At 57.9% G+C, this 26,065-nt stretch carries 22 protein-coding genes; 12 read left to right on the plus strand and 10 right to left on the minus strand.

All coding sequences use genetic code 11. The features are described 5' to 3' along the window. Nucleotides 1-74: 74 nt before the first annotated feature. The 3 genes from C1N84_RS09330 to C1N84_RS09340 form a co-directional block, all read right to left on the minus strand. The gene (locus C1N84_RS09330; protein ID WP_264443526.1) at nucleotides 75-1,100 is read right to left on the minus strand and encodes an NADP-dependent oxidoreductase; all 1,026 of its coding nucleotides are present in this window, start codon (nucleotides 1,098-1,100) and stop codon (nucleotides 75-77) included. An 83-nt stretch (nucleotides 1,101-1,183) separates the two neighbouring features. Beyond that, nucleotides 1,184-1,534, minus strand: coding sequence for a DUF3147 family protein (locus tag C1N84_RS09335; protein ID WP_264443528.1), 351 nt, complete (start codon nucleotides 1,532-1,534; stop codon nucleotides 1,184-1,186). A gap of 46 nt (nucleotides 1,535-1,580) precedes the next feature. Continuing rightward, complete coding sequence (locus tag C1N84_RS09340; protein WP_058769814.1) at nucleotides 1,581-1,856, minus strand: metal/formaldehyde-sensitive transcriptional repressor; 276 nt, start codon at nucleotides 1,854-1,856, stop codon at nucleotides 1,581-1,583. Between the two features lie 121 nt (nucleotides 1,857-1,977). Here C1N84_RS09340 and C1N84_RS09345 point away from each other — a divergent pair, with 121 nt between their 5' ends. The 5 genes from C1N84_RS09345 to C1N84_RS09365 all read left to right on the plus strand — a co-directional run bounded on the left by C1N84_RS09345 (nucleotide 1,978) and on the right by C1N84_RS09365 (nucleotide 8,603). Beyond that, nucleotides 1,978-2,160 (plus strand): DUF1289 domain-containing protein, encoded by a 183-nt coding sequence (locus tag C1N84_RS09345; protein WP_021506023.1) that lies wholly within the window; start codon nucleotides 1,978-1,980, stop codon nucleotides 2,158-2,160. 267 nt (nucleotides 2,161-2,427) lie between these two features. Next, nucleotides 2,428-3,498: an amidohydrolase family protein gene (locus C1N84_RS09350; RefSeq protein ID WP_264443530.1), complete on the plus strand. Its 1,071-nt coding sequence runs from the start codon at nucleotides 2,428-2,430 to the stop codon at nucleotides 3,496-3,498. After that, nucleotides 3,473-4,747 carry an MFS transporter gene (locus C1N84_RS09355; protein WP_264443532.1) on the plus strand — a complete coding sequence of 425 codons (1,275 nt, stop codon included), beginning with the start codon at nucleotides 3,473-3,475 and terminating at the stop codon, nucleotides 4,745-4,747. Before C1N84_RS09350 ends, C1N84_RS09355 begins: the two co-directional genes overlap by 26 nt. 321 nt (nucleotides 4,748-5,068) lie before the next feature. After that, complete coding sequence (locus C1N84_RS09360; protein WP_264443535.1) at nucleotides 5,069-6,184, plus strand: lactonase family protein; 1,116 nt, start codon at nucleotides 5,069-5,071, stop codon at nucleotides 6,182-6,184. Nucleotides 6,185-6,506: 322 nt separating this feature from the next. Continuing rightward, on the plus strand, nucleotides 6,507-8,603 hold the full coding sequence (locus tag C1N84_RS09365; RefSeq protein ID WP_264443537.1) for an FUSC family protein: 2,097 nt from the start codon (nucleotides 6,507-6,509) through the stop codon (nucleotides 8,601-8,603). Here the strand turns inward: C1N84_RS09365 and C1N84_RS09370 are convergent. Both C1N84_RS09370 and C1N84_RS09375 read right to left on the minus strand, forming a co-directional pair. Then, nucleotides 8,600-13,183, minus strand: coding sequence for an ATP-dependent helicase (locus C1N84_RS09370; RefSeq protein WP_394541836.1), 4,584 nt, complete (start codon nucleotides 13,181-13,183; stop codon nucleotides 8,600-8,602). The two genes, C1N84_RS09365 and C1N84_RS09370, sit on opposite strands and share 4 nt — an antisense overlap. A 127-nt stretch (nucleotides 13,184-13,310) precedes the next feature. Beyond that, entirely contained in the window at nucleotides 13,311-14,738 is a 1,428-nt protein-coding gene (locus tag C1N84_RS09375; RefSeq protein WP_264443541.1) for a purine-cytosine permease family protein, read from the minus strand. 275 nt (nucleotides 14,739-15,013) lie between these two features. Between C1N84_RS09375 and C1N84_RS09380 the strand changes: the two genes are divergently transcribed. Beyond that, nucleotides 15,014-15,544, plus strand: a complete 531-nt coding sequence (locus C1N84_RS09380; RefSeq protein WP_058769804.1) for a GNAT family N-acetyltransferase — start codon at nucleotides 15,014-15,016, stop codon at nucleotides 15,542-15,544. Nucleotides 15,545-15,629: 85 nt separating this feature from the next. Here C1N84_RS09380 and C1N84_RS09385 read toward each other — a convergent pair whose 3' ends face one another. Next, nucleotides 15,630-16,409: an alpha/beta hydrolase gene (locus C1N84_RS09385; protein ID WP_264443545.1), complete on the minus strand. Its 780-nt coding sequence runs from the start codon at nucleotides 16,407-16,409 to the stop codon at nucleotides 15,630-15,632. Nucleotides 16,410-16,637: 228 nt separating this feature from the next. On the opposite strand from C1N84_RS09385, the gene C1N84_RS09390 reads away from it, so the two are divergent. Together C1N84_RS09390 and C1N84_RS09395 are read left to right on the plus strand one after the other, a co-directional pair. Continuing rightward, on the plus strand, nucleotides 16,638-17,369 hold the full coding sequence (locus C1N84_RS09390; protein ID WP_021506033.1) for a YoaK family protein: 732 nt from the start codon (nucleotides 16,638-16,640) through the stop codon (nucleotides 17,367-17,369). Between the two features lie 279 nt (nucleotides 17,370-17,648). Continuing rightward, complete coding sequence (locus C1N84_RS09395) at nucleotides 17,649-18,164, plus strand: phenolic acid decarboxylase (RefSeq protein WP_058758650.1); 516 nt, start codon at nucleotides 17,649-17,651, stop codon at nucleotides 18,162-18,164. Nucleotides 18,165-18,812: 648 nt separating this feature from the next. On the opposite strand, the gene C1N84_RS09400 is transcribed toward C1N84_RS09395, so the two are convergent. Beyond that, the gene (locus C1N84_RS09400; RefSeq protein ID WP_264443549.1) at nucleotides 18,813-19,256 is read right to left on the minus strand and encodes an NUDIX hydrolase; all 444 of its coding nucleotides are present in this window, start codon (nucleotides 19,254-19,256) and stop codon (nucleotides 18,813-18,815) included. Between the two features lie 322 nt (nucleotides 19,257-19,578). Here C1N84_RS09400 and C1N84_RS09405 point away from each other — a divergent pair, with 322 nt between their 5' ends. Continuing rightward, nucleotides 19,579-20,334, plus strand: coding sequence for an SDR family oxidoreductase (locus tag C1N84_RS09405; protein ID WP_264443551.1), 756 nt, complete (start codon nucleotides 19,579-19,581; stop codon nucleotides 20,332-20,334). Between the two features lie 40 nt (nucleotides 20,335-20,374). Here the strand turns inward: C1N84_RS09405 and C1N84_RS09410 are convergent, their stop codons facing one another. Beyond that, complete coding sequence (locus C1N84_RS09410; protein WP_152391003.1) at nucleotides 20,375-21,208, minus strand: LysR family transcriptional regulator; 834 nt, start codon at nucleotides 21,206-21,208, stop codon at nucleotides 20,375-20,377. A 109-nt stretch (nucleotides 21,209-21,317) separates the two neighbouring features. On the opposite strand from C1N84_RS09410, the gene C1N84_RS09415 reads away from it, so the two are divergent. Continuing rightward, nucleotides 21,318-22,052 (plus strand): SDR family oxidoreductase, encoded by a 735-nt coding sequence (locus tag C1N84_RS09415; RefSeq protein WP_264443554.1) that lies wholly within the window; start codon nucleotides 21,318-21,320, stop codon nucleotides 22,050-22,052. A 3-nt stretch (nucleotides 22,053-22,055) separates the two neighbouring features. On the opposite strand, the gene yeiL is transcribed toward C1N84_RS09415, so the two are convergent. After that, on the minus strand, nucleotides 22,056-22,748 hold the full coding sequence (gene yeiL, locus C1N84_RS09420; protein ID WP_132462948.1) for a transcriptional regulator YeiL: 693 nt from the start codon (nucleotides 22,746-22,748) through the stop codon (nucleotides 22,056-22,058). A 136-nt stretch (nucleotides 22,749-22,884) separates the two neighbouring features. Between yeiL and rihB the strand changes: the two genes are divergently transcribed. Further along, complete coding sequence (rihB, locus tag C1N84_RS09425; RefSeq protein WP_058769797.1) at nucleotides 22,885-23,817, plus strand: ribosylpyrimidine nucleosidase; 933 nt, start codon at nucleotides 22,885-22,887, stop codon at nucleotides 23,815-23,817. 83 nt (nucleotides 23,818-23,900) lie between these two features. Next, nucleotides 23,901-25,151: a NupC/NupG family nucleoside CNT transporter gene (locus tag C1N84_RS09430; protein WP_264443682.1), complete on the plus strand. Its 1,251-nt coding sequence runs from the start codon at nucleotides 23,901-23,903 to the stop codon at nucleotides 25,149-25,151. Between the two features lie 15 nt (nucleotides 25,152-25,166). Here the strand turns inward: C1N84_RS09430 and C1N84_RS09435 are convergent, their stop codons facing one another. Next, the gene (locus C1N84_RS09435) at nucleotides 25,167-26,030 is read right to left on the minus strand and encodes a DeoR/GlpR family DNA-binding transcription regulator (RefSeq protein ID WP_021506045.1); all 864 of its coding nucleotides are present in this window, start codon (nucleotides 26,028-26,030) and stop codon (nucleotides 25,167-25,169) included. Nucleotides 26,031-26,065: the final 35 nt, after the last annotated feature.

Genomic DNA, 26,065 nt, shown 5'->3' on the forward strand with positions numbered 1-26,065 from the left:
GTTAAGCAAAGCGCAAAAAAGCCTTAGTGCTTGCACACTAAGGCCGGATTTACAGTCGGGGAGAGAACCGCTGGCTACGCCACTTTCACCACGGTTTTGCCGAAGTTTTTGCCTTTCAGCATGTCAATAAACGCCTGCGGCGCATGCTCCAGCCCTTCTACCATGTGTTCGCGGTACAACACTTTTTGTTGCTCGACCAGCGGCGTCATCGCCTGCAGGAATTCCGGATAGCGATCGCCATAATCCTGGAAGATGATGAAGCCCTGCATACGGATGCGGCGTTTCAGAATCCCGCCCATGATCAGCGGCGTGCGATCGGGGCCGGGTGGCAGTTCGCGACTGCTGTAGCCCGACACCAGGCCACACACCGGCACGCGCGCGGCGGTGTTGAGCAGCGGGAAGACGGCATCGAATACTTTGCCGCCGACGTTTTCAAAATAGATGTCGATACCGTCCGGGCAGGCGGCCGCCAGCTGTTCTGCGAAATCGTCACGATGATGATCGATACAGGCGGAAAAACCGAGGGTGTCAATCGCGTAGCGGCACTTCTCCTCACCGCCGGCCACGCCGACGACGCGGCAGCCATTCAGCTTACCGAGCTGACCGACCGTGGCACCCACCGGTCCGGTGGCGGCGGCGACAACCAGCGTTTCACCGGCTTTGGGCTGACCGATATCCATCAGGCCCATGTAGGCGGTAAAGCCCGGCATACCCAGAATACCCAGCGCCCAGGACGGATGGGGTAGATGACCGATTTTAGTCACGCCAGTGCCATCGGACAGGGCATAGTTCTGCCAGCCGCTGGCCGCCAGCACCCAGTCGCCGGCGCTGAAGTCCGGATGCTGCGATTCCGCCACCTGGCATACGGTGCCGCCGACCATCGGCTGGTCGAGTTGCGCCGGCGGCGCGTAGGATTTGCTGTCATCCATGCGGCCACGCATATACGGGTCGAGCGACAGATAGTGGGTGCGCAGCAGCATCTGTCCCGCCTGCACCTGCGGCAGCGGTTGTTCGACAAAGCGGAAGTTCTCTTTCACCGGCTCGCCGTCCGGGCGTGACGCCAGCAGCCAGGCGTGATTGAGTGAAGCGTGTTGAGTCATAGCATTTCCTTGTTTCTGCGCGGGTAAAACAGCAAGTGTAGCCAATGACCGGGCAGGGAATGGATGATTGATGCGGCTTGCGCCTACATCAGAATGATACCAAACCGCTTCAGCAACAGCGCCCAGAGGGCGAACAGCACCACGGTAATCACGCAGGAGAGCAGTAGCGTGAGCCAGAAGCCGACGCGCTGGTAAAAAAACGGAAACAGGATAAACATCGGCAGTGTCGGCACCACATACCAGAACGTATACCATGCGTGAGCGGCAATCTTTTCCTGCGTTTGTCCTTCTATTTTCATCCAGACAAGCACCAGCAGGGTGACCAGCGGTAAAGCGGCGAGCAGGCCACCCAGACGATCGCTGCGTTTCGCGGCTTCTGAGATCAGTACCACCATAAAGGCGGTTAACGCGTATTTTGAGATTAGCCAGAGCATCGTTATTCACGATAATTATCATTAAGCCGGCTGCGTGCCTGAGGTTCTATTTCAGGTAAGAACGAATGACCGCCACGATCTCTTCCAGATCCTCACTTCGCGCCTGCGGCGTAGCCTCTGCGTTCATCAAATGTTCGCGTATATGGCCTTCAAGCAATTCGCTCATCAGGCCATTAATAGCGCCGCGCACTGCCGCGACCTGCTGCAGTACCTTGAGGCACTCCTCACCCGATTCGACGGCGGTTTCCAGCGACGCCGCCTGACCTTTTATACGTCGAATGCGGGTGAGTAAGCTTTTCTGATTTCTCAGGGTATGGGCCATTACTGCCTCCGATTGATCATGCTCTATACTGGGGTATAGTATATAACTCACTTTACGGCGCTTTCGGGTCGCCTGCAACTGATTACCCCGACATTGACATCCAAATCCCAGGAGGCTGGATATGGCCGCAAAATCGCCGTGCATCGATCTCTGTGTGTTTGATACGAAAACCGGCTGGTGCGAAGGATGCGGACGCACCCGTGGGGAAACCCAAAGCTGGCGTAAGCTTTCGCCTTATCATCGCAAAGCGACAGAGCGGGCGCTTCCGGCGCGCCTGAAAGCGCTTAAAACCCGAGAGGCGTAGTCTTGTTCGTCAGGTCGAGGCGACACACATTGAGGTTGACGCTGCTGCCAAAGATTGAAACCTGACGGTGTAGCAGGACATTTGTGATTAACATCTTACTTACATCATTAACATCCCCTTTTTGCTGGCTATCGGTTATGCGGTAAATCTATAGTCAATTTACTATGTAAAACTTTGTTTTATCTGGTGCAACTCATGGCTTTGGCGATGAGGTATGCCAGCAGCGTTTCAGACCTGATTTAAATCAGGCAGTTAAGAGGGGATACTATGGAGATCGTTAACGCACCGCATCTGCCAGTCAGAGAGCACTGGCTGGCACTGCATCATGAACCCGCTTTGATGCCCGACCTGCCGATGGTCGATGCGCATCATCACTTATGGGACCGCCAGTCAGGGCGTTATCTGGCGCCTGAATTCAGCCACGATATCGAAACGTCCGGCCACCGGATACTCTCCACCGTCTACATTCAATGCCGTTCAATGCTGCGCCGTAACGGACCGGAGGCCTTCAAACCCGTCGGTGAGGTGGAGTTTGCCAGCGGCGTCGCGGCAATGTTTAACAGCGGCCATTACGGCGCGGCGGCAGGCTGTGAAGCGATTGTCGGCGGTGCCAGCCTGTTGGCTGGCGATGACCTGCTGCCGGTGATTGAAAGCATGACGGAACGTTCAGGGGGACGGTTACGCGGGATGCGTAATCCGCTGGCCTGGCACGATGACCCGCGCGTGGTATCCAGTCCCGCGACGCCGCCCGCCGGTCTGGCGGCCAGTGCCGCATTCCGGCGCGGTGCCGCATGCCTGGCCCGCAAGGGACTGTCGCTGGATGTCTGGGTTTATCACACCCAACTCGATGAAATCGCTGAGCTGGCACGGGCGCTACCCGATCTGCACATTATTGTGGACCATTGCGGCGGGCCGATCGGTAGCGGGCCGTATGCCGACAAACGGGATGCCACCTTCCAGGAATGGAAAAAGGCCATCATTGCGCTGGCGGCGTTGCCAAACGTGAGCATCAAAATCAGCGGTTTCGGCATGACCGTCATGGGCTACTCCTTCGCCCAGCATGCCATGCCACCGGACTCCCTGACGCTTTCGCAGGCCTGGCGGCCGCAGTTTGAAACCCTGGTTGACGCATTTGGCGTCGGGCGCTGTATGTTTGCCAGCAACTTCCCGGTCGACAAAGGGATGTTCAGCTACGGCGTATTCTGGAATGCCTGTAAAAGGCTGGCTGATCACGCTTCGCCGACCGAAAGAGAACAGCTGTTCTGGCGCACCGCGGCTGCACGCTATCGCTTATCCTCCCTGGAGAATATGGATGAATATCAAATCAAGACTGCGTGAAGCGCCTCCCCTGGCGCAGGATGAGTCCGCTGCAGCGATCTCGTATACATCGGCAGAAAAAAGGACGCTGGCGCTGGGCGGGTTAGGGTGGACGTTTGAAAGCTATGACTCGTTTTTGCTCTCGCTGTTACTACCGGTACTGGGCGTGGTATTTGATGTCAGCAAAACGGAACTTGGCGTGTTTATCAGCACCACGGCAGGCGGGCAGATTATTGGTGGCATTCTGTTTGGGCTGGTTGCCGATAAGATTGGACGCGTCAGAACGGCCTTCATCTGTATCGCCATCTATTCACTCTTCTCCGGACTGCTGGCGTTCTCCCACAATCCTCAGGCGTTTGCTGCGCTGCGATTCTGCGGTGCGCTGGGTATGGGCGGCATGTGGACGTCAGGAGCGGCACTGATCGCCGAAACATGGCGTCCGGAACGTCGTGCACGTGGTGGCGCGCTGATGCAGATGGGGTTACCGGTGGGGGCGATTCTGGCGATTGGCCTGACGGCGCTGGTGACGGCCCTGACCGGCGGGCTGGAAAACGGCGGCTGGCGCTACCTTTTCATGATTGGCGCACTGCCGGTGTTTATCATGATGGTTATTGCTTATATCACGCCTGAATCACCCGTCTGGCTGGCGCGCCAGCAGGAACGCGCTCACCGCCAGAGCAAAACGGCAGGCACCGGCAAAATCAACCTCAAAGGATTGCTGCTGGCATTTACCTTTATCTTTTTCATTCAGTACCTGTTCTGGGGCGTATTCACCTGGACGCCAACCTATCTTCGTGAAGTTAAGCATCTTGATTTTCTTCACAGCCTGAAATTTGTGCTGGCCCTGCAAACCGGTGCCATTGCTGGCTTCCTGGTGTTCTCACTGCTGGCCGATAAGTGGGGGCGCAGGCCGATGTTTCTGCTCTACCTGTTTATCGGTGCGGTAGCGGTCGGTATGTATCTGGCGACCACTCAGCCGCTGATTCTGATGGTCGCCATCTTCATGGCAGGGTTTGGCGTAAACGGTATTTTTGCCGGCTCCGGTCCTTTCCTTGCCGAGATCATTGGCGACACGCAGTCACGCGGCTTTTTAATGGGGCTGGCGTATAACGGCGGGCGCCTGGGCGGCTTTATCGCTCCGCTGCTGATTGGCTTTGTGGCCAGCGTTGGAGGATTCACCGCCGGGCTGGCCACCACGGTGATCGCCTTTCTTGCCGCGATGGTGGTGGTCTGGTTAGCGCCAGAAACCAAAGGCGTGAAGTTGCAGTAAGCTGTGCACCTGTCGCGCAATCGGCAGGTTAAAACCTGTGACACGGTTGAACACCTGACGCGCTGTCAGGTGTTCAGCCAGTTGTGTGGTATACCCGCCGTAGCCAGAATCATCACCGCAAAATCCTGCATCACATCGCGGCCACGCCAGGTGAGCCCGCGCACAAACCCGGACAAAACATCAGGTTCGCCGGCGCGCTAATTGCCTGATTAGCCTGGCTTGCTGGAGAAGTGCCCAGGTGAGGTCGGGCAATCTCACATAACAGGCGCGTGCTTTACTGCGTATAACCGGGTCTGATTACCCCTCATCAAGGAGAACACCATGATAAACAGCCTGCGCACCGTTACGCTGCTGGCGGCAATGACGGTGAGCGCGCCACTGCTGGCGCAGACCTTTGTTTACGTATCCGCCGCCGACGACGGCACCATCGCGCGCTATACGCTGGACGCACGCAGCGGCGCTTTGCAGCTGCTTGGCCACACTGAGGCCGGGGGCAAAGTGATGCCGATGGCGCTCAGTGCGGATCACAAAACGCTGTACGCGGCGATTCGCAGTAAACCGCTGCAGCTGGCGAGCTGGCAGATTGACTCGCAGAGCGGCGAGCTGAACAACCGGCGCACCGTGCCGGCTGCGGCCAGTTACCCCTACATCAGCACTGACCGTCAGGGACGCTTTCTGCTGGGGGCCTCTTATGATGGCGACGTGGTGCAGGTTTATCGTCTGACGGCCAGCGGCACCATCGCTACGCCGCCGGTCGGCAGCTATAAAACCGGTCATGCGGCGCATTCGGTGATTGTCGATGCCAGCGGTCGTCACGCTTATGTGGGTAATCTTGGCACCGATCGCGTGCTGCAGCTCCGGCTGGGCGCAAACGGCACGTTGAGCGCCCTCGGCAAGGGGGAGGTAGCAACCGCCGCCGATAACGGTCCGCGCCACTCGGTGTTGTCGCCGGATAATCGCTATCTGTACAACATTGGTGAAATGGGCGGCATCATTACCCAGTTCCGGCGCGAAACCAGCGGCGAGCTGGTGAAAGTGGCGGAAACGCCCAACGCGGTGGCGGCGCAGTATCATCTGCAACATGGGCGTGAACGGCCGCCGGGTTACAGCGACAGCACGCCGCGCATCTGGTCAGCGGATATCCAGCTGACGCCGGACGGGCGTTTTCTGTATGTCAGCGAGCGCACCAGCAGTACCGTGAGCGGTTATCGTGTTAACCAGCAGGATGGCAAACTGACGCTGATTGGCAGCTGGCCGGTGGAGAAACAGCCGCGCGGCATGGCGATCAGCCCCAATGGTCGCTGGCTGGTGGTGAGCGGTGAGAAGAGTGCGGTTATTGGCAGCTACGCGATTGAGGCGCGCAGCGGGGCGTTGCAGCGGGTCGGCGAGGCGCCAGCCGGCCGGGACGCGAACTGGGTGACCATCGTCAGCTATTAAAATGATCGGGCGCAGGAAACTGCGCCTTATTGTGCGAAATTATTTTATGGATAGCATCGTCCGGCAGCAAAGTGTGATCTGCGACACATTTCTGCCGCTGAAGGCAGATTGCTGCTTTCTGCGGCAGTGACAGCGCAGATATCCCGCCGGCGACCCGCCGATCGCTGCGTTCGATTAGTTTCCTTAAAGCATTCTGTGCCTGCTGTCAGGCGCGTATGAACACCGTTTTCGATTACGAAACAATTTGTCGTAGTTATCGGGATGAGCGCCCGCCAGATTCTGGCAGGATACGCCGCACTTAGCGCCTTCTGGTCTCCGTGACATGCAGTGGTTTTCGAAAAACGCCGTTTTTTTTGCTGTAAAAACCTGTCTGGCCGCCTTTCTGGCATTATATCTGGCTCTTGAACTGAATGTTGATCGTCCCGCCTGGGCGCTGACCACGGTGTTTGTGGCATCGCAGCTTTATTCGGCCTCCACCATCTCCAAATCGCTGTTCCGCCTGCTCGGCACGCTGCTCGGTGGCGTCTTCATCTTTTTTATCTTTCCGCTCACCGTGGCGCATCCGCTGCTGTTCAGCCTGTGTATCTCACTGTGGGTGAGCCTGTGTCTCTATCTGTCGCTGCACGACCGCACGCCGAAAAGCTATGTTTTTATGCTGGCGGGCTACAGCGCCGCGATTATGGGTTTCCCGGAAGTGACGACGCCGCTCGGTATCACCAGCACCGTGCTGTCGCGCATTGAAGAAATTACCCTGGGCATTGTCTGTAGTAGCCTGGTGCACGCGCTGTTGTTTCCGGTCTCGATGCGCAGTCTGCTGGAGCAGAGCGTCAGCCAGTGGTATCTCAACGGGCGCAAGCTGTGCCGCGATTTACTCTCTGGCATTTCCGCTGACCGATCGCCAGAACGCGACGAAATCCTGACCCGCATGGCCACTAATCCGCAGCAGGTCGAGATCCTGATTACCCATTGCGTGTACGAGGGCGACGCGGCCCGGCGTCTGATTCGCCTGGTCAGCACGCAGTATCAGCATCTTTCATATTTAATCCCCACGCTGACGGCGATTGAGATGCGGCTGGAGCGGCTGGCGGCGCGCCAGATTGCCTTTCCTGCCTGGGTTGAGCATACCCTGCAGCAGTTCCTGCTGTGGCTGAATGACGGTGAAGCGGTGGGCGATGTCATTGGCATTCAGCTGGAACTGAGCCTTTGTCAGGATCGGCTGAATACTGCGTGGCGCAACGGCGAATTGTCTACCGAACACTGTCTGCTGTTTACCGGTCTGCTGGAGCGGCTGGTGGATTTTGTGCGTATCGCCGGGGCTTACCAGAGCGTGGGCGGGCTGGTCAGCGATCTGTCAGGCGACACCACGCTGGCGCGCGGCAAACGCACGCATCGCTTTTTCGACAAAGGGCTGATTCGGCTGTCGGCGCTGACGGCATTTTGCGCCACCTTTGGCTCCTGTCTGTTGTGGATGGCGACCGGCTGGCGCGACGGGGCATCAGCGCCAGTGATGGCCGCGATTCTCAGTTCCTTCTTCGCCAGCCTCGATACGCCGCTGACCTCAATGAAGCTGTTTATTCGTGGGGTGATCGTGGCGATCTTTATCAGCGTGATTTATGTCGCGCTGCTGCTGCCGCAGGCAACCTCGTTCGAGGCGCTGATCCTCTGCCTGGCTCCGGGTTTGCTGCTGCTCGGGCTGATGATTGCGCGACCGGCCAGCAACATGATCGGTCTGAGCGTGGCGATTCAGATCCCCGGCTTTATCGGCCTCGGACATCATCTGAAACCCGATCTGGTGCTGCTGGTGAATAACGCGATTGCTTCAATGGCCGGCGTGCTGTTTGCGGTGATCCTGACCGCGCTGATGCGCAATAAGCGGCCATCGTGGACCGCGCGCCGCGCCGTGCGTCACGGCCTGCGTGAACTGCTGCGTTTTATCAAGGAGATTGAGCGCAACGGCTCATCACTGCTGGGACGCCAGCGTTTTATTGGCCTGATGCTGGATAAGGTCAACGTGGTGCTGCCACGCCTGCACCTTGATCCGCAGTCCGATATGGCGCCGGCGGGAATGCTGCTGACCGAGGTGTGGCTGGGGGTCAATAGCTTTGACTACTACGCGCGCCATCAGGCGCTGCTGAGCCGTTATCAGCTGGACAGCGGGCAGATGTTTCACGAGCTGGGACTGTTTCTTAAGCGCAGGCTGAAGTCGCTGCAGACGCCACCGCATGAGGATTTGCAGGAGGAGCTCGATGTGCTGCTGATGCAGCTGGAACAGCTGGCGCAGCGTGACGAGGCGCTGTTGCTGCCGCTGTTTCATCTGTTCAGCATCCGGCTATACCTGTTTCCGCAACTTAGCTGGCCGGTGGCGACGCCGCGTCAGGCCGAACGCCTGCAGCAGCATCGTTACCGCCTGCAGGCTTAGCCATACCAGCTGTAACCTTTCGGCACGCGGGAAAAGCCGATGGCTTTCAGGGCCGGTAGCAGCGATGACTGGCTGGCCGGCTGATCGTCCACCCGTTCGAGAATGAAGCTGTGGGTCTTCTCCCGGCGTAAGGCCTGGCCCAGCGCCACGATCGCGGCCTGGCGTTGCTCCTCACTAATGTCGCCAAAAGTTAACAGCTCTTTACCACCCGGCGGCAGCCACAGCATAACGCGCCCATTGCCAATCACCACCAGTGCGCCGCTGCGGCGGGTAGGCCGCACGCCACCGACGCTGAGCGGCCACGCCAGCTGCACGCCAAAGGGATTGGCGGGATCCAGCACCGTCAGCGCCACCGGCGGGTGCGTGGCCTGCGCGCTGCCGAGCTGGCGCAGCCGGTCGATGGCCGGATTTTCAGCAAACTGCGCGCCGCCCATGCCGGCAACAAAGCGGCCGCGCAGCAGCCGTCCGGCATCCTCCATACCGCGCAAGAGCGGCTGCAACGCCGGAAAGCCGCCGGGAATCTGCTCTGCCACGGCGGCACCGCGCGTGATCACGCCAAAGCGGTCGAGCATATTTTCAGTCAGCGCCAGGGCGCGTTCGGTATCGGCCAGCGGCTGCCGCATAATCAGCGACCAGCGTCCGGCCATGCTGTTGAGCGAGGGCTGCGCAGCAGCACTGCGGCTGGCTGCGAAACTGGCCCGACTGTGGCGACTGCGCGCAGGGCGGGCCGTGCGTGGACGCGGCGTGTGGCTGGTGGTGCTGAGCTGGCGCAGCGCGGCCCAGGTATCCATGGTCAGATAGCCGCGCCATACCAACTCCCACATCGCGGCAAATACTTCGCCGGGATCGACAGATTGTTCAGGCTGCGCCATCACGCGCGGCAGCATCTCGCGGGCGAACCAGCCGCCGCCGTCCTGTAACTGCGCCAGAATCGCGTGCTGCAAAGGTGACAATGTCACATTATTACCCTCATCAGGCACCGGTAACGTTTCACTGGCAAACTCGCTCAGGTGCAGGGAGACCAGTCCGTCCTGCGTGCCAGGTGCCCGCTGACCACTCCAGATGACTTCACCGGAAGAGAGCAGCTCATCCAGCATCGCAGGCTGATAGTCACGCACCCGCGCCGGCAAAATCTGGCTTTCCCACAGCGAAACCGGCAGCGCCACGCCAGCCAGTTGTTCAATCACCCGCGCCACGCCGTTGATACCGGCAAAGGCGCCCTGTGCCGCAGATGCCGCGACGTCGCTCAGTAATCCCTGACGCTCAAGCAGAAAAGCCACGTACGCCGGCGCTTCGACCGGTCGGGTGGCCTCACGCGCCGCCTGCAGCGATCGCACGCGCAAACGACGAAATACGCTTTCCGCTACCCACTGCGTTGACGCATCGACTGCAGGCGAGAGGAAATCGCCTTTCAATACGCGTTGCTGCTGACGCAGCTCTTCCAGCGTGTCGTCGACCACGGCGCGGCCCAGACCAAAGCGGGCGGCGATTTGCAGACTGGTGGCGACAGCGTGAGTGCGCAGATAGCGATTAAGTAAGTCATGCAGCGGACGGGCCACCGGCGCGAGCAGCCCGGCGGGCAGATCAGCTGGCAGCGCCGTGCCCAGTGCGTCGCGCAGCCGCACGCCATCTTCGGCGACAGCCCAGCGCGCCTCTGCCGCAATCGTAACCTGAATGATGCGTTGCGCCTGTTGCAGCGCGGTTAGCAGCGGCATCAGCGCCGCCTCGCCGTTGTAGCGCACCGTGATTTCCGGCACAGTGAGCGGCCCCAGCTCGCGCAGCAGATCAACCACAGCTTCCTGAGTGCTGGCCTGATAATCGGGGACGGTGCGCTGAAGCTCCTGCTCAACGCGGGCCACCACCTCGGGTGCCAGCAGCTCGTGCATCTCAACCTGGCCCAGCAGATCGCTCAGCAGCGCGCTGTCGAGCGCCAGCATTGAGGCGCGCCGCTCCGCCTGCGGCGCATCGCTGGCATACATGAATTCGGCGACATAGCCAAACAGCAGCGGCGCAGCAAACGGCGAGGGCGTATCGGTGGTAACTTCAGTCAGCTTAACCTCGCCCTGTTGTATCCGCGCCATCAGCTGATGCAGCGCCGGCAGGTCATACACGTCCTGCAGACATTCACGCGCGGTTTCGATCAAAATCGGGAAATCATCGAACTGCCGCGCCACCTCCAGCAGCTGCCCGGCGCGCAGCCGCTGCTGCCACAGCGGAGAACGTTTACCGGGGTTGCGGCGCGGCAGCAGCAGGGCGCGCGCGGCGCATTCGCGGAAGCGGGCGGCAAACAGCGCAGAATGTCCCACCGCAGCCGTCACCTGTCGCTGGAGTTCGTCCGGCGCAAACAAAAACAGTTCAGCGCCTGGCACCCGGCCTTCGCTGTCAGGGAAGCGCGCGACAATCCCATCATCGCTGGCGACCACGGCCGGATCGAGCCCCATCTGGCGGCCAATCCGCTCAGCGATGGCCAGCGCCCACGGCGCATGCACGCGCTGACCATAAGGGGAATGCAAAATCACGCGCCAGTCACCGGTTTCATCGCGACAGCGCTCAATCAGCAAATTACGATCGTCAGGCACCAGGCCTGTGGCGGCAATCTGTTCGTCGATGAGCGCACGAATGTTGTGTCGGGCATTGGCGTCAAGGTTGTCGCTGCCGGGCAACACCCCGCTGGCGGCATGTCGCAAATAGCGGCCAATGGCTTCGCCGAGTGTCGCCGAACGCCCGAGACTGTCGCCGTGCCAGAAGGGCAGGCGCGCCGAGCGACCGGGTGCCGGCACCACTACCACCTGATCGTGCGTAATTTGCTGGATGCGCCACGAGGTGGCGCCAAGCGTGATGATGTCGTTAATCCGCGACTCATACACCATCTCCTCATCCAGTTCGCCGACCCGGCGCGCACCAGACTGTTCTTCGCCCTCCGGCAGCATCACGCTGAACATCCCACGATCCGGAATGGTGCCACCGCTGGTGACGGCCAGATGCTGCGCGCCCGGGCGACCGCTTAAGGTTTGCTGTTGTCGATCCCAGATGATGCGCGGGCGCAGGTTAGCAAACTCGTCCGAAGGGTAGCGGCCAGACAGCATGTCCAGCACCGCATCGAAGGCGTTACGCGGTAACGTTTTGAACGGATCGGCACGGCGTACCTGTTGATACCACGCCTCGATTGACAGGGTGTCCATGGCCGCCGCCGCCACCGTATGCTGGGCGAGAATATCGAGCGGATTGTGTGGCAAAGCGATAGCATCCAGTTCGCCTGCCAGCATCGCGTCCACCGTCACGGCCGCATCAACCAGATCGCGGCGCGTGCGCGGCCAGATAATGCCTTTCGGCGTACCGCCGACCTGGTGGCCGGCCCGGCCAATACGCTGTAGCGCGCTGGCCACCGAAGGCGGTGCCCCGACCTGAATCACCAGATCGATATCACCCATGTCAATTCCCAGTTCAAGACTGGATGTCGCCACCACGCAGCGCAGCTCGCCGGCTTTCAGGGCGTTCTCAATCTCCAGCCGCTGCTCTTTCGACACCGAGCCATGATGCGAACGGGCAATATACGCTTCAGCAGGCGTGGCGCGTTTTTCGGTTCCACCGCTAAAAGAGCCATAGGCGAGGGCGGGCTCTGTTACGCCCTGTTCCGGCGCGGCGCGTCGCGCATACAGTTCGTTGAGCCGTGCGGTGAGTTTCTCCGCCAGCCCACGCGAATTGGTAAACACCAGAGTCGCGCGATGGCGCAATACCTCATCCAGAATGCCGGCTTCAATATGCGGCCAGATGGAACCGGCGGCGAGGCTGCTCTCCTGCGCGGCGCGCGCATCGGGACGCTGCTGGATGTCCGTCATGTCCTCTACCGGCACGGTAATTGTCAGCTGTAGCGGCCGCTGCGCCGGCGGGTTGACGATGCGCGCAATACCTGCGCCACCGAGGAAAGCCGCCACCGCTTCTGGCGGTCGCACGGTGGCCGACAGGCCAATGCGCTGAGCAGGCTGCGCCAGCAATACATCGAGCCGTTCCAGGCTGAGCGCCAGATGGGCGCCGCGTTTACTTCCGGCCACCGCGTGCACTTCGTCAATAATCACGGTTGAGATGCCGCGCAGCGTTTCGCGGGCTTTTGACGTCAGCAGCAGGAAAAGCGATTCCGGGGTAGTAATCAGGATGTCCGGTGGCCGGCGCTGCAGCTTTGCCCGTTCGGCGCTGAGCGTGTCGCCGGAGCGCATGCCGACCTCCAGCGTGATATCCGCCTCACCCAATTCCGCGCGCTGAGCGGCAACGCCCGCCAGCGGTAGCGCCAGGTTACGCTGCACGTCAGCCGCAAGCGCTTTAACCGGTGAAATATACAGAATGCGCGTCTTATGACTGCGCGCTACGGGTTCGTCGCGGCTACGCTCGCGAAACAGCGCGTCGATCGCATGCAGAAATGCCGCCAGCGTTTTGCCGGAGCCGGTTGGAGCAATCACCAGGCAGTGTTGTCCGCTGGCGATGGCGCGCCAGGCTTCCTGTTGTACGGGGGTCGCCGCCGGGAAAGTGCGGCGAAACCACTGTTGCGTGGCCGGGGTGAACAGTGAAAGCGCTGAGGCTGGCATCCATGACTCCTGCATTCTCGAAAGGGCGATCAGCAGTGTAGCGTGCCGCAGCGTTTACGGCATTATCAGGATATTGCCGATGAGGGCGGCGCGAAAACACGCGCCGCAGCATTGATATGTGACAACGTCACTGAGGGTAAACCGAGTCGGCCAGTTTCCCGCGTCGATCAAAGCGACGTGCGGCCAGCCACAGCAGCGCGGTAACAAACCAGCCGATGATCCATGACACATCGTTGCCGGCAAAAATCCACGTCAGGGAACCATGATGCAGCGGGTTATCAATGAACGGCAGCTGTACCAGCACTCCGAGGAAGTAAATGATAATGCCGGCCCAGTTCCAGCGACCATAGCGGCCATCCGGTTGCGACAGCGCGGGCACATCGACTTTCCCTTTGGTAATCAGATAAAAATCCGTCAGGCTGATGGCGCTCCACGGCACAAAAAAGGCCAGCAGGAACAGCAGGAAGTGGGTAAATGATTTGAGAAACGCCGGTTCGCTGAGCAGCGCAATGATGCAGGAGAGCGTCACCATCAGCACCACAAACAGGATACGTCCGCCACGGCTGATCGCGGTTTGCTGGCGAAAACCGGAGACAATGGTGGTCAGCGACATAAAGCTGCCGTAGGCATTGAGCGTGGTGAAGGTGATTTTGCCAAAGCAGATGGCGAAGTAGATAACCATCGCCATAGTGGCGCTGCTGCCCAGCCCGACGATATAGCCCACTTCATTACCGGAGAACGCTTTACCCGCAATTGCAGCCACAATGACGCCCAGCGTCATTGATGCCTGCGTGCCCAGCACGGTGCCAAAAAACACCGAACTGAACAGCTTTTTCGCGGAGACATCCACCGGCAGATAGCGCGAGTAGTCCGACACATACGGGCAAAACGCAATCTGCCATGACGAGGAGAGCGATACCGCCAGCAGAAAACTGGCAACGCTGAAGTGCTGATTTTGCCAGACGGCCGCTAAATCGTGGCTGGAGAGCAGGGTGATGAACAGGTAAACAAAGGCCAGCACGCCTATGACGCTAGCCACTTTGCCGAGTTTATGAATCACCCGATAGCCGAGCACCGCAATCACAATGATGATGGCGCTGAAGATGATCATGCCGGCTGCATTGCTGACGTTGACCAGCTTCGCCAGCGCCTGGCCGGCCAGTACCGTGCCGCTGGCCGAGAAGCCCACATACATAATGCACACCAGCACCAGCGGGATCACCGCGCCAAACACGCCAAACTGCATACGGCTGGTGATCATCTGCGGCAGGCCAAGTCGCGGGCCCTGGATCGCGTGCAGCGACATGATGGCTGCGCCGACAATCTGTCCCACCAGTAAACCGACAATCGACCACACCACATCGCCGCCCAGTACCACCGCCAGCGCACCGGTAACAATGGCGGTAATCTGCAAATTGCCGCCAAACCACAACGTGAACTGGCTGAACGGCTGCCCATGACGCTCGCTGAGCGGGATGTAATCAATGGAACGTGTTTCTGACAGGCGCTGTTTCTCTGCGCCTGAATACTCTGCGGCAGGTATCTGAGCGGACATAGTTTCCTCGCTGGAACGGCTAAAGGTGGTTAGTCATTGATTTTTCTTGTTAGTCAGTGGTAAATGTCACGAAACATACATGTATATACATGTAGCGATATTGTCACGAGGTTGATGAGGTTACAAGCTGACCGGTCATTGGAAATTGTGATGACGCTGGCAATGTTGTCCGTTAATGTCAGCAGATTGGCCGACAACGGACGCGCACACAGGTGATGATGTGCTCAATGCCGCGTCACCACCGGTGGCGATCAGGACAACCCGGGGAGGGAATCATGCAGGCAGTGATTGAAACAGAACGTTTACGACTGGAACCCTTTGCGCTAAGCCACCTCGCCGGCTTGCGCGCGATGGATGATGACCCGGAAATCATGCGTTATATCAATGAGGGACAGGTGAAGAGCGAGGACGAGACGCTGGCGACCATTGAGCGCGTGCAGCAACGCTGGCAGCGCTATGGTTTTTCCTGGTGGGCACTGCGCGAGAAGAGCAGCGATGACATCGTCGGAGCGGCTTGTCTGCAGCATCTGGCTCATCAGGAACAGGCGCCGCTGGAAATTGGCTGGCGACTGTTGCGCAGCAGTCAGGGGAAAGGGTATGCCACCGAAGCCGCCACGGCGATTGTGCAGTTTGCTACCGGGCAGATTGGCGTGGATTATCTGGTGGCGGTGGCACATCCGGAAAACCTTGCATCCCATCGGGTGATGCAGCGGCTGGGTATGCGCTATCGCGGTATTGAGCAGCATTACGACCAGCCCTGTGTGGTTTATGAACTGGATATGAAGAGTGCCCCAGCGCATTCATAAGGCAGGGCGCGCACCCTTTCTGGCGGCGCGATTTATCACGCAATAAATTGCGCCGCTATCAAACATGCAACCGGTAAGGGTGCGCTCAATACCCTGGTACGTGCGCGGCTTTCATGATCAGATTTGCCACCGCCTGCGGCTGGGAAATCAGCGACACATGGCTGGCCTTGAGTTCGATAGTCTGCGCATGCATGCGTTTCGCCATAAAGCGCTGCAGATCCGGATTGATAGTGCGATCCCCCGTCGACACCGCATACCAGCTCGGTTTGCTATGCCAGGCCGCCACGCTGGTTTTCGCCTGGGTAATGGCTTTACCCATCGGTTGCTGAACGGCGTAATAAGCCCGCGCTTCGCTTTCCGGCAGATCGCCGGCAAAGTCGTGGATAAACGCCTGTTCACTGAGCGCGCCAAAGCCGTCGTCACGCCACTTCAGGCCAGCGGCAACGGGTGCGGCAGGGAACTTTTTGGTGAGCGCCGGATAATCTTCACCGGCCTCCGGCGCGCGCGCCGCTATATATACCAGCCCCTTCACTTCAGGTTCATCGCCCGCCTGACTGATAACCATGCCGCCGTAGGAGTGCGCAACCAGAATCACCGGTCCGTCCTGCTGTGCCAGCGCGCGTTTCACCGCCGCCACGTCATCATTCAGCGACGTCGTTGGGTTTTGTACCGCGGTGACGTGCAGACCTTTCGCCTGCAACAGTGGGATGACTTTTCCCCAGCTGGAGCCATCAGCATACAGGCCATGGACCAGCACAATATTTTTAACTTCCTGCGGCGCGGCAGCGCTGTCGGCGTGCGCCAGTCCGGCACTCAGGGCAGAGATTACCAGCGCGGTCAGCGCCGTGATTTTGCGTAATGTCATGATCGGTCCTCATAATTAATCGGGGTTCATGCACCACTGTAAGCGCCGGGGACCAACATTCCGCTGACGTGGAAATGACAAAAAAATGACAGCGACACGATGTGGCAGCGGAGGATTTAAAAGTAATAAAAGCAGAGGATTAGCCGTGAGTCGGAGCATAGCCGCTATGCTTGATAAGGATGAGACCCGACCAACCCGAGAATCTCTCAAAGGAGTGCTGAATAGATTATGCTGTTGCGCAAGAAGAAAATCCGCTCTCACAGCGAAGACCGCCTGCTGGCGTTAACGCTGGCCACCACGGCCGGTATCCTCAACGCCATGGCGTTTGGCGCATTTGGTTTTTTCCCTTCCCATATGACCGGCAACACCTCGCAAATTTCGGCAGAGGTAAATGGTTCTGACCTGCACGATCTGCTGTTTCTGGCCGTGCTGATTTTTGCTTTTGTCTGTGGTGCCATGCTGGCGCGTTTGACGGTAGCTTACGGCCTGAAGCGGAATCTGCGCACCATTTACTGTCTGGTGCTGCTGGCAGAGGGTATTTTCCTGCTGCTGACCTCCCTGGTAGAAATCCTGTGGTATTCCGAACGAAACAACGGCGAAATTCTGGTTACGCTGAGTCTGCTGATGGGCATCCATAACTCAACCTCAACCCAGCTTTCTTCCGGTCGTGTTCGCTCCACGCACGTGACCGGCACACTGACCGACGCCGGCATCGCACTGGGATCCTGGCTACGCGCATCCTTCAGTCAAAGCGAGGCCGCCGATCGCGATGGCCATCGAACCGTGCTTTTTACTCATCTGGTTACGATCTTCTCATTTCTGTCCGGCTGCGTTGTCGGTTATCTGCTGTTCAGACACCTTGGATTTGAAGCGATGGCGGGGTTGGGCATTGTGCTGGCGCTGATCGCCGTCGGTGGCATCGCCAGGACCCTGCATTTAACCGGCATGCGATTTTGGTAACACCGACGGAGAGTTTCCAGATTTGAACCAGGTGGACTAAGTGCACATGAATACTTTTTTTGCTGGTATTCATGTGCACTTGACATAAAGCCAGGCTAAATCAAGGGATGACAGGGAGTCCGGCAGAAGAAAAAGAGCAGGGGACGGACGCTGTCAAGCCGGCAGCACGCTCAGGAAGCGGATTTTTTTGTTAATTTGCCGTCTGGTTTTCTCACAGGCGCTATAACTTACTATTCCTGCTTCAACAAACTGCTGATGAGGTAAACAATGGATAACACCATGATAACGGATGAATTTTCCAAAGATTTGTCTGCGTTTGTCGGGACGCATTTCGTTTATACCTATGATAATGGCTGGAAATATGAGTGGTACGCGCGCAACGCGACGACCTGTGATTATCGTATCCATCAGGGATTGGTTGGTGGCCGTTGGGTGACCAACCAAAGCATGAATGCGGTGCAGTTTGCACCGGGCATTTATAAAGTTGACTGGCACGAGCCGACCGGCACCTGCGTCAGTCTGCTGTTTGATATCAACCGCAAGGTGATTCACGGCACCATCTTTTTCCCGCAGTGGATTGCCGGCGAAGGACAGCATCCGGAAAAAACCATCTGCTATCAGAATGAATTCATCGAAGATATGCATCGTTTCCGTGATGAAGGGCCAGCGTATCCGTACGTAGTGATTCCTGAGTTTGCCAAAGTGACCTACATGAAGAATGAAGGTCCGGATAATGATGCCGTAATCAACATGCCGCCGGGACAAATGCCGGAAGATTATTTTAAAGATAAATGAGGGTGGCAATCCGCTGACGGCGCCGGGTTCGGTCGCCATGAATGGCGCCCCTGCGATTGTGCAGTGCGGAGTGGCATTGCAGGGTGCGCATTGATGCGCACCTGGATGACATCGTGATATTCAGCAAACAGACCGATCGCGCTACATGAAATCTGACAAAAGCGCTGAGGGATAACCGGGAAGTTTTCGCGTAGCGTTGTCATGCTGGATGAGCTAAAGACATGATAAAAGCCACAAAGTGCGAAGCTGACTTGTAGGGTGCGCATTGATGCGCACCAGGATAACGCAGTAGTGTCAATCAAACAGACCGGTGGGACAGGTAAGAGGCGTGAAGGGCGAAACTGAAAGATTGAGATACGTGATCAGATACCTTATTTAACATAATATACATTATGCGCCATTTGATTACAGGGGCAAAGCTGACCTGATCGCTGTGAGCTAAGCTGACCAGGCCGCTTAGGCTACCTGCTGAAAATCCTGAAATACCTGTATAAATTCTGCAAGCATTGCCGTGAGTTCATGCTTCAAACTTTGCTTCCCTGAGCGTGTGTCGGCTCCACTGAACATACTCTGATCACCTGCAATAAGATTCCATTTGAAAGCGGCAATGATAGATTCATACGCTCAACGCTATGACACGTCGCGTAATTAATCCGGCAATGTGCAGAGATCAGCAATATTTATTGGATAAACGACGTCGCGAGTGTTTCGCAGCTCAGTAAGATCCCACCAGTGATAACTATCAATGACTGACTTTTCATTTTCAGTCCAACCACTGGTACAGATATCTTCATCTCCAACTTTAATTAAATAAAATCGTTCATTTGCCAAAACCACCTCACCGCTGGGAAGCGTCATTTCAAAAATGCGCTCAGTTAACGGCTGACCCACATCATCGACATAAAAGCCTGTTTCTTCTCTGAGCTCTCTGATAGCTGCCTGTTCAAAAGTCTCTCCCGGTTCAACGCCTCCACCGGGTGTAGCCCAGTATTCTCTGCCTGACAGGGCATTATTTTTATGCTTAAACCAGAATAATAAAACCTGATTAAGGGGATTTATAATAAGCAAACGAGCCGAATCGCGGGTGCGCACTTTATAATTCCTTTATGATTTTTAATACAAATCAGCATAACTGATCATGGTCAGAAAACGAAACGCCACAGTCTGCAGGAACAGGACGACAGGATAGACATCCCTCCCCGGCTCGCTATATAGTAAGCGCGCATCTCACTTCTGACTTGCCGTAGGCGTTACCGTCATCCAACGCGCCCTGAACCGGAATGGGCCTCTGCGCAGAGGAAAACCGGAACAGCGCCACGGCATCGTTCACGCTTTCTACGCATCCTGTTTCACGGGATCGCTAGCAGTGCATCACTGCACGTGGCCTTTCATTCTCTGACTGACAAGGCACACTATGAAACTGACCAACAACACCCTGCTCATCACCGGCGCAACCAGCGGTATTGGCCGCCGCATGGCCGAGGTTTTTCACGATCGCGGTAACCGCGTCATTATCACCGGCAGACGTCAGGCGCTGCTCGATGAGATCACCGCCCAGCGCCCGGCCATTACCGGCTTTGCTCTGGACGTTAATGACACCACCGCCCTCGCCCGCTGTTCTGCGGCGATTCACGCGCAGTTCCCGCATATCAACGTGCTGATCGCCAACGCCGGTATCTCGCAGCCGGAAACGGTGACGACAGACGAATGGACCAGTGATATTGCTGAGCAAATCGTGATGACCAACATCCTCGGTGTGATTCGCGTCACCGCCGCGTTTTTGCCGCTGCTGCGCCGTCAGCCGCAGGCCACGCTGATGGCAACCAGTTCCGCGCTGGCCTTCATGCCGCTGGCCAGTTTTCCCACCTACTGCGCCAGCAAAGCCTTTCTGCATTCCTGGCTGGTTTCGCTGCGTCATCAGCTGCGTAATACCCCGGTTGAGGTGCTGGAAATGCTGCCGCCATATCTACAGACGGCGCTGACCGGTGATCACCAGCTCAGCGATCCCCGTGCCATGCCGCTGGACGACTATATCGCGCAGATTCTGCAGATGCTGGAAAATGGTCCGGTCGCGCGCGGCGAACTGCTGCTGGAGCGCGACTATACGCGGCGCTGGGCCGAACGCGACGGCAATTTTGACGCCATATTTGACATGATGAACCCGCGCTAATCTGCTTTGAACCGGTGCGCCCGGCAGCGTACCGGATCTATCACGAAGTACGCAAAGGCGCGCCGTGGCTGAAGTGCGCCAGCAGCCGTTCTACCGCCGGATTGGCCTGCGCCTGAACCGCATAGCAAATGCCGACACGCCGCATCAGCGGCTGACCGGGTAAAGCGCGCCAGGCCAGGCGATGCCGCGCGGCAACCAGCGGCGCCGGCGCAATGGTGACGCCAAAGCCGGCTTCCGCCAGATCCAGCGCCAGCGCGTAGCTGCCGGCGTTGGCCGCTGCCGCACCCGCACCGTAAAACGGCAGCAGCCGCTGATGTGACTCATCAGTCGGCACCATCACCCACGACAGCGGATGCAACTGATCATGGGTCAGCGTTTCCAGCTGATTTAGCGCATGACTGGCGGGATACGCCAGCACGTAGTGCTCTTCAAACAGCGGCATAAACAGCTCGTCTTCGCAGCGCAGGCTTTCACACGCCAGCCGGATATCGCCCACGCAACCGGGCTCGACGTTAAGCAGCACCGTGGGAAAATGTTGCCGGATGGCCGTCAGCAGTTGCGCCAGCTGGGCGGGGGCGACATCCCCTTCAACGCCAATCTTCAACGGCAGACAATCCGACGGCTGCCGAAAGCGTGTCACCAGCGCCTGCATATCGCTGAGCATCTTGCGCGCCTGCGGATAAAGGACGCGAGCGTCCTCCGTGACCTCCACGCCGCGCGGCCTGCGGATAAAAAGCGTGGTGGCCAGCTCCTCTTCCAGCAGTTTGATCGTGGCCGAGAGCGCGGGCTGCGTCAGATTGAGTAACTGTGCGGCGCGCGTGATGTTGCGCTCTTCAAACACGCAGATAAAAGCTTTTAGCTGTCGCTTATCCATAGAAAATCATTATATCGGCGAAAGAAATAAACCATTTTTCACCAATTGCCGCGCGATTTAAAGTGCACGCCTCAGCTTCGCCATTAATTTTATCTATGAGGAAGTCATTATGACGCAGAATGTTAAACCCTTAATCGTCATCACCGGCGCCAGCTCCGGTATCGGTCTTGCCACGGCAAAGCTGCTTTCGGCGCGTGGACATGCCCTGCTGCTGCTGGCTCGCCGTATCGATCGTATGACGGCACTGAACCTGCCCAATACCCTGTGCCGCGCGGTTGATGTGACCGATCGCCACGCATTGACCACCGCAGTGCAGGATGCTGAGCAGCAGTTTGGCCCGGTCGATGCGCTGATTAACAATGCGGGCGTGATGCTGCTCGGCGCGATTGAACAACAGGATGCCGGCGAATGGGATAAGATGTTCGACGTCAACGTGAAAGGCCTGCTCAATGGCGTGCAGGCGGTCACCGCAGGCATGATTGACCTTAAAAGGGGCACGATCATTAACATCAGCTCAGTGGCCGGACGGAAGACGTTTCCTAATCATGCAGTGTATGTTGGCACTAAATTCGCTGTGCATGGCATGTCAGAGAACCTGCGCGAAGAGCTGTCGCCGCACAATGTACGCGTGATCGTCATCGCACCCGGCGCTGTTGAAACTGAACTGTTGAGCCACACCACCAGCGAAGCAATTAAGGACAGTTATCACGCGTGGAAAGCCGAAATGGGCGGCAAGGTGCTCAGCGCAGACGATGTGGCCAGCGCCATCGATTACGCCTATTCGCAGCCGCAGTCGGTCTGCGTGCGGGAAATCGTGCTGGCGGCCACCCGCCAGGGCGCATAAACCTCAGTGACCCGGCAGCGCTGCGCCGGGTTCCATCTCTTCGGCTAAGGCCGTCAGCGCCGCGCGGTTACCGATCGCATAACCCCCCTGCTGCTTACGCAGCACCCCTTCTGCGCTGAACTGCGCAAACACATACAGCAGGTGGCGATAGGTCACGCCAAGGTACTCCGCTACCTGCGTATGCTTTTCTTTATATACACCATCATGCTGGGTCAGCAGGATAAAGGCCGCCAGCCGGTTAACCAGCGGAAACGCCTGATTGCGTGTTGAGGTGACAATATTGCGGAAATTCTTTTTCACCAGGCCAAGGCAGGCGTGGCGCAGGAACTGTGCATCATTTAACAATAGCGTGCGGCAGGTTTTCACCGGCAGCGCCAGGCACCAGCAGGCTTCAATCGCTTGTACCGCGCGTGAAGCATGCGTTTCATCCAGCACTTCAATCTCGCCAATAAAACAGGGCGCATTAAAGAAATCCACCAGCGAAATACGGCCATTGGCCAGCGTGACATACAGTTTGGTGCGACCGCGCGCCAGATAAAACATATACGACGGCAGAGCCCCCTCACGCACAATATAGTCCCCGGCAAGAATATGAAATAAATGTGTGTGCGGGATCACATCGGCTGAAAATTTATCGCAATAGCCGGACGCCATTATTAACTGTTGCTTCAGCGCGTCATTATTTATTTCTTTCATCATTCGATGTCCACTATGAGATTTCTCATACGCTGGCGTGTCACGCCGCTGCTAAGGTGAAGGCCTCTACCCTACCGCACCGGAAAATTTCTGCAATGAAATTAAGGTGATAAATAAAGAGGCTGAGGAGTAAACCATGACAGCACGTAAAATTATTCTGGACTGTGATCCCGGTCATGATGATGCCATCGCCATCATGCTGGCCGCGAAACATCCTTCGATTGAACTGCTCGGTATCAGTATCGTGGCAGGCAATCAAATTCTGGACAAAACGCTGGTCAACGGCCTGAACGTTTGCCAGATGCTGAATATTGACACGCCAGTTTATGCCGGCATGCCGCAGCCGATTATGCGCCAGCAGATCGTCGCCGATAATATTCACGGCGAAACCGGTCTTGACGGCCCGGTGTTCGGCCCGCTGACGCGTAAGGCGGAAACAAAGCACGCGGTGAACTTTATTATCGATACGCTGATGAACAGCGACGGGGATATCACGCTGGTGCCGGTCGGCCCGCTCACTAATATTGCAGTAGCGATGCGCATGCAGCCGAAAATCATTCCTAAAATCCGTGAAATTGTGCTGATGGGCGGCGCTTACGGCACCGGTAATTTTACCCCGTCGGCGGAGTTTAATATTTTTGCCGACCCGGAAGCCGCGCGCGTGGTATTTACCGCCGGCGCCCCGCTGGTGATGATGGGCCTCGACTTAACGCACCAGACGGTGTGCACGCCGGACATCATTACCCGCATGGAAAAGGCTGGCGGCCCTGCCGGCAAGCTGTTCAGCGATATGATGAATTTTACGCTGAAAACCCAGCACGACAATTACGGTCTGGCGGGTGGTCCGGTGCACGATGCGACCTGCGTCGCCTATCTAATCAATCCGGATGCCTTCAACGTTCAGCCGATGTTTGTCGAAATCGATGTCAACAGCGGTCCCTGCTATGGCCGCACGGTGTGTGATGCGCTGGGCGTGCTGGGGAAACCGGCAAACACCAAAGTGGGCATCACGCTGGATACCGCATGGTTCTGGGATTTAGTCGAAGACTGCGTGCGCAGGTACCGCTAATCATTTAACCCCACAATATGGGCAGAAAGTGGTCGCCCATACCGCTATGCAACCTCACCAGGCTGACATCAGGAAATATCATGATGGATATAATGAGAAGTGTTCTGGGTATGGTGGTATTACTGGCGATCGCGTTTCTGCTGTCAGTAAATAAAAAGCACATCAGTCTGCGCACCACCGGTGCCGCGTTACTGATTCAGATTGCCCTCGGCGGCGCGATCCTCTATTTGCCGCCGGGCAAATGGCTGGCGGAAAAAGTCGCCAGCGGCGTGCATCAGGCGCTGGCTTACAGTGATGCGGGCAGCGCGTTTCTGTTTGGCGCGCTGGCCGGACCGCAAATGGACAAGGTGTTTAACGGCGCCGGCTTTGTATTCGCTTTTCACGTTCTGCCGGCCATCATCTTTATCACCGCGCTGGTTAGCGTGCTCTACTATATTGGCGTGATGGGCGCCATCATTCGGCTGCTGGGCGGCATCTTTCAGCGCGCGCTCAACATCAGTAAGATCGAATCCTTCGTGGCGGTCACCACCATTTTCCTCGGGCAGAATGAGATCCCGGCCATCGTCAAACCCTTCGTCAACCGTCTCAATCGCAACGAACTGTTCACCGCCATCTGCAGCGGCATGGCTTCAATAGCCGGTTCCACTATGCTCGGCTATGCCGGGCTGGGGGTACCGATTGAATATCTGCTGGCCGCCTCGCTGATGGCCATTCCTGGCGGCATTCTGTTCGCCCGGCTGCTCAGTCCGGCAACGGAAGCATCGCAGGTGACTTTTACCAACCTGTCGTTTAGCGACACGCCGGCACGCAGCCTGATTGAAGCCGCCGCCAGCGGAGCGATTACCGGGATGAAAATAGCCGCCGGTCTGGCGACGGTGGTGATGGCGTTTGTCGGTATCATCGCGATGCTCAACGGCATACTTGGCGGCATCGGCGGCTGGTTTGGTCACGGCGACATCAGCCTGCAGGGAATACTCGGCTTCGCGCTGGCCCCGCTGGCGTGGCTGATGGGCGTGGCGTGGCACGATGCGGCGCTGGCGGGCAGTCTGATAGGTCAGAAACTGGTGGTGAACGAGTTTGTTGCCTACATCAGCTTTTCACCTTATCTGCATCAGACGGGCGCGCTCGACGGCAAAACCATCGCCATCGTCTCGTTCGCCCTGTGCGGCTTTGCTAACTTTGGTTCGATTGGCGTGGTGGTCGGCGCCTTTTCTGCCGTCGCACCAGAGCGCACCCCGGAAATCGCGCGGCTGGGCCTGCGCGCGCTGATCGCCGCAACGCTCTCCAATCTGATGAGCGCCACCATCGCCGGCTTCTTCATCGGCCCTGGCTAAGGCGCAAACCGGGCATTACGCCTCTGTGCGTCCCTGCCCGGTTTTCATCGGTGCCACCACCACATTCACCCCCAGCTCCTGCAGGCGACGTAGCACCGGCACCGGCGTGCCCTGATTGACGATCACCACATCAAACTCGCTCAGGTGGGCAAAGCGATGCAGCGCGCGCCGCTCAAACTTGGTGTTATCCATCATCAGGATGCGCTTCTGCGCCGCCTCGAACATCGCGCGCTTAGTCTCCACCGTCTCGGCCGACTGATGAAACACCGCATCATCAATAATCGCCGACATGCTGACAAAAAACACATCGGCGCGCAGGCTGGCGATTTCGTCTCGCGTCATGCGTCCCATAAAGGCGTTACACCAGTGATGAAACTGGCCGCCGAGCCCCATCAGGGTGATATCGCGACCGTTACGTAATTCATTCATTAACGTCAGCGAGTTGGTGATTACCGTGAGCGGCGCTTTGGCCGGTAGCAGCCGCGCCATCTGCAGCACGGTAGTAGAATCATCAAGAAACAGCGCCTGGCCGGGTTCAAGGTAGCCAGCGGCCACTTCGGCAATCGCCTGTTTCTCTTCCAGCTGGCGCGTGGCACGGTAGAGATCGCTGGATTCCACCAGGCTGGTTGGTGTGGCAGAGACCACGCCGCGTGATTTATGCAGCAGCCCACGCTCAACCATCTCATCAATATCGCGATGGGCGGTCATCAGGCTGATCCCGAAGCGCTCAGTAATATCTTCGATACGCACCGCGCCTTCGGCCATCACGGCTTCGGCTATGAGCTGGCGTCGTGCCAGCTGACGCGCCTGACGGCTGTCGCCCGGTAAGGTTTCATTCAGGAAGTGACCAGCGGAGGTCTCTTGCGGGTTATGCGCCATGTTTCGTCCGGAAAGTGAAGCGGAAATGCAGTTTC

The sequence above is a fragment of the Pantoea sp. SGAir0418 genome (assembly GCF_043529865.1).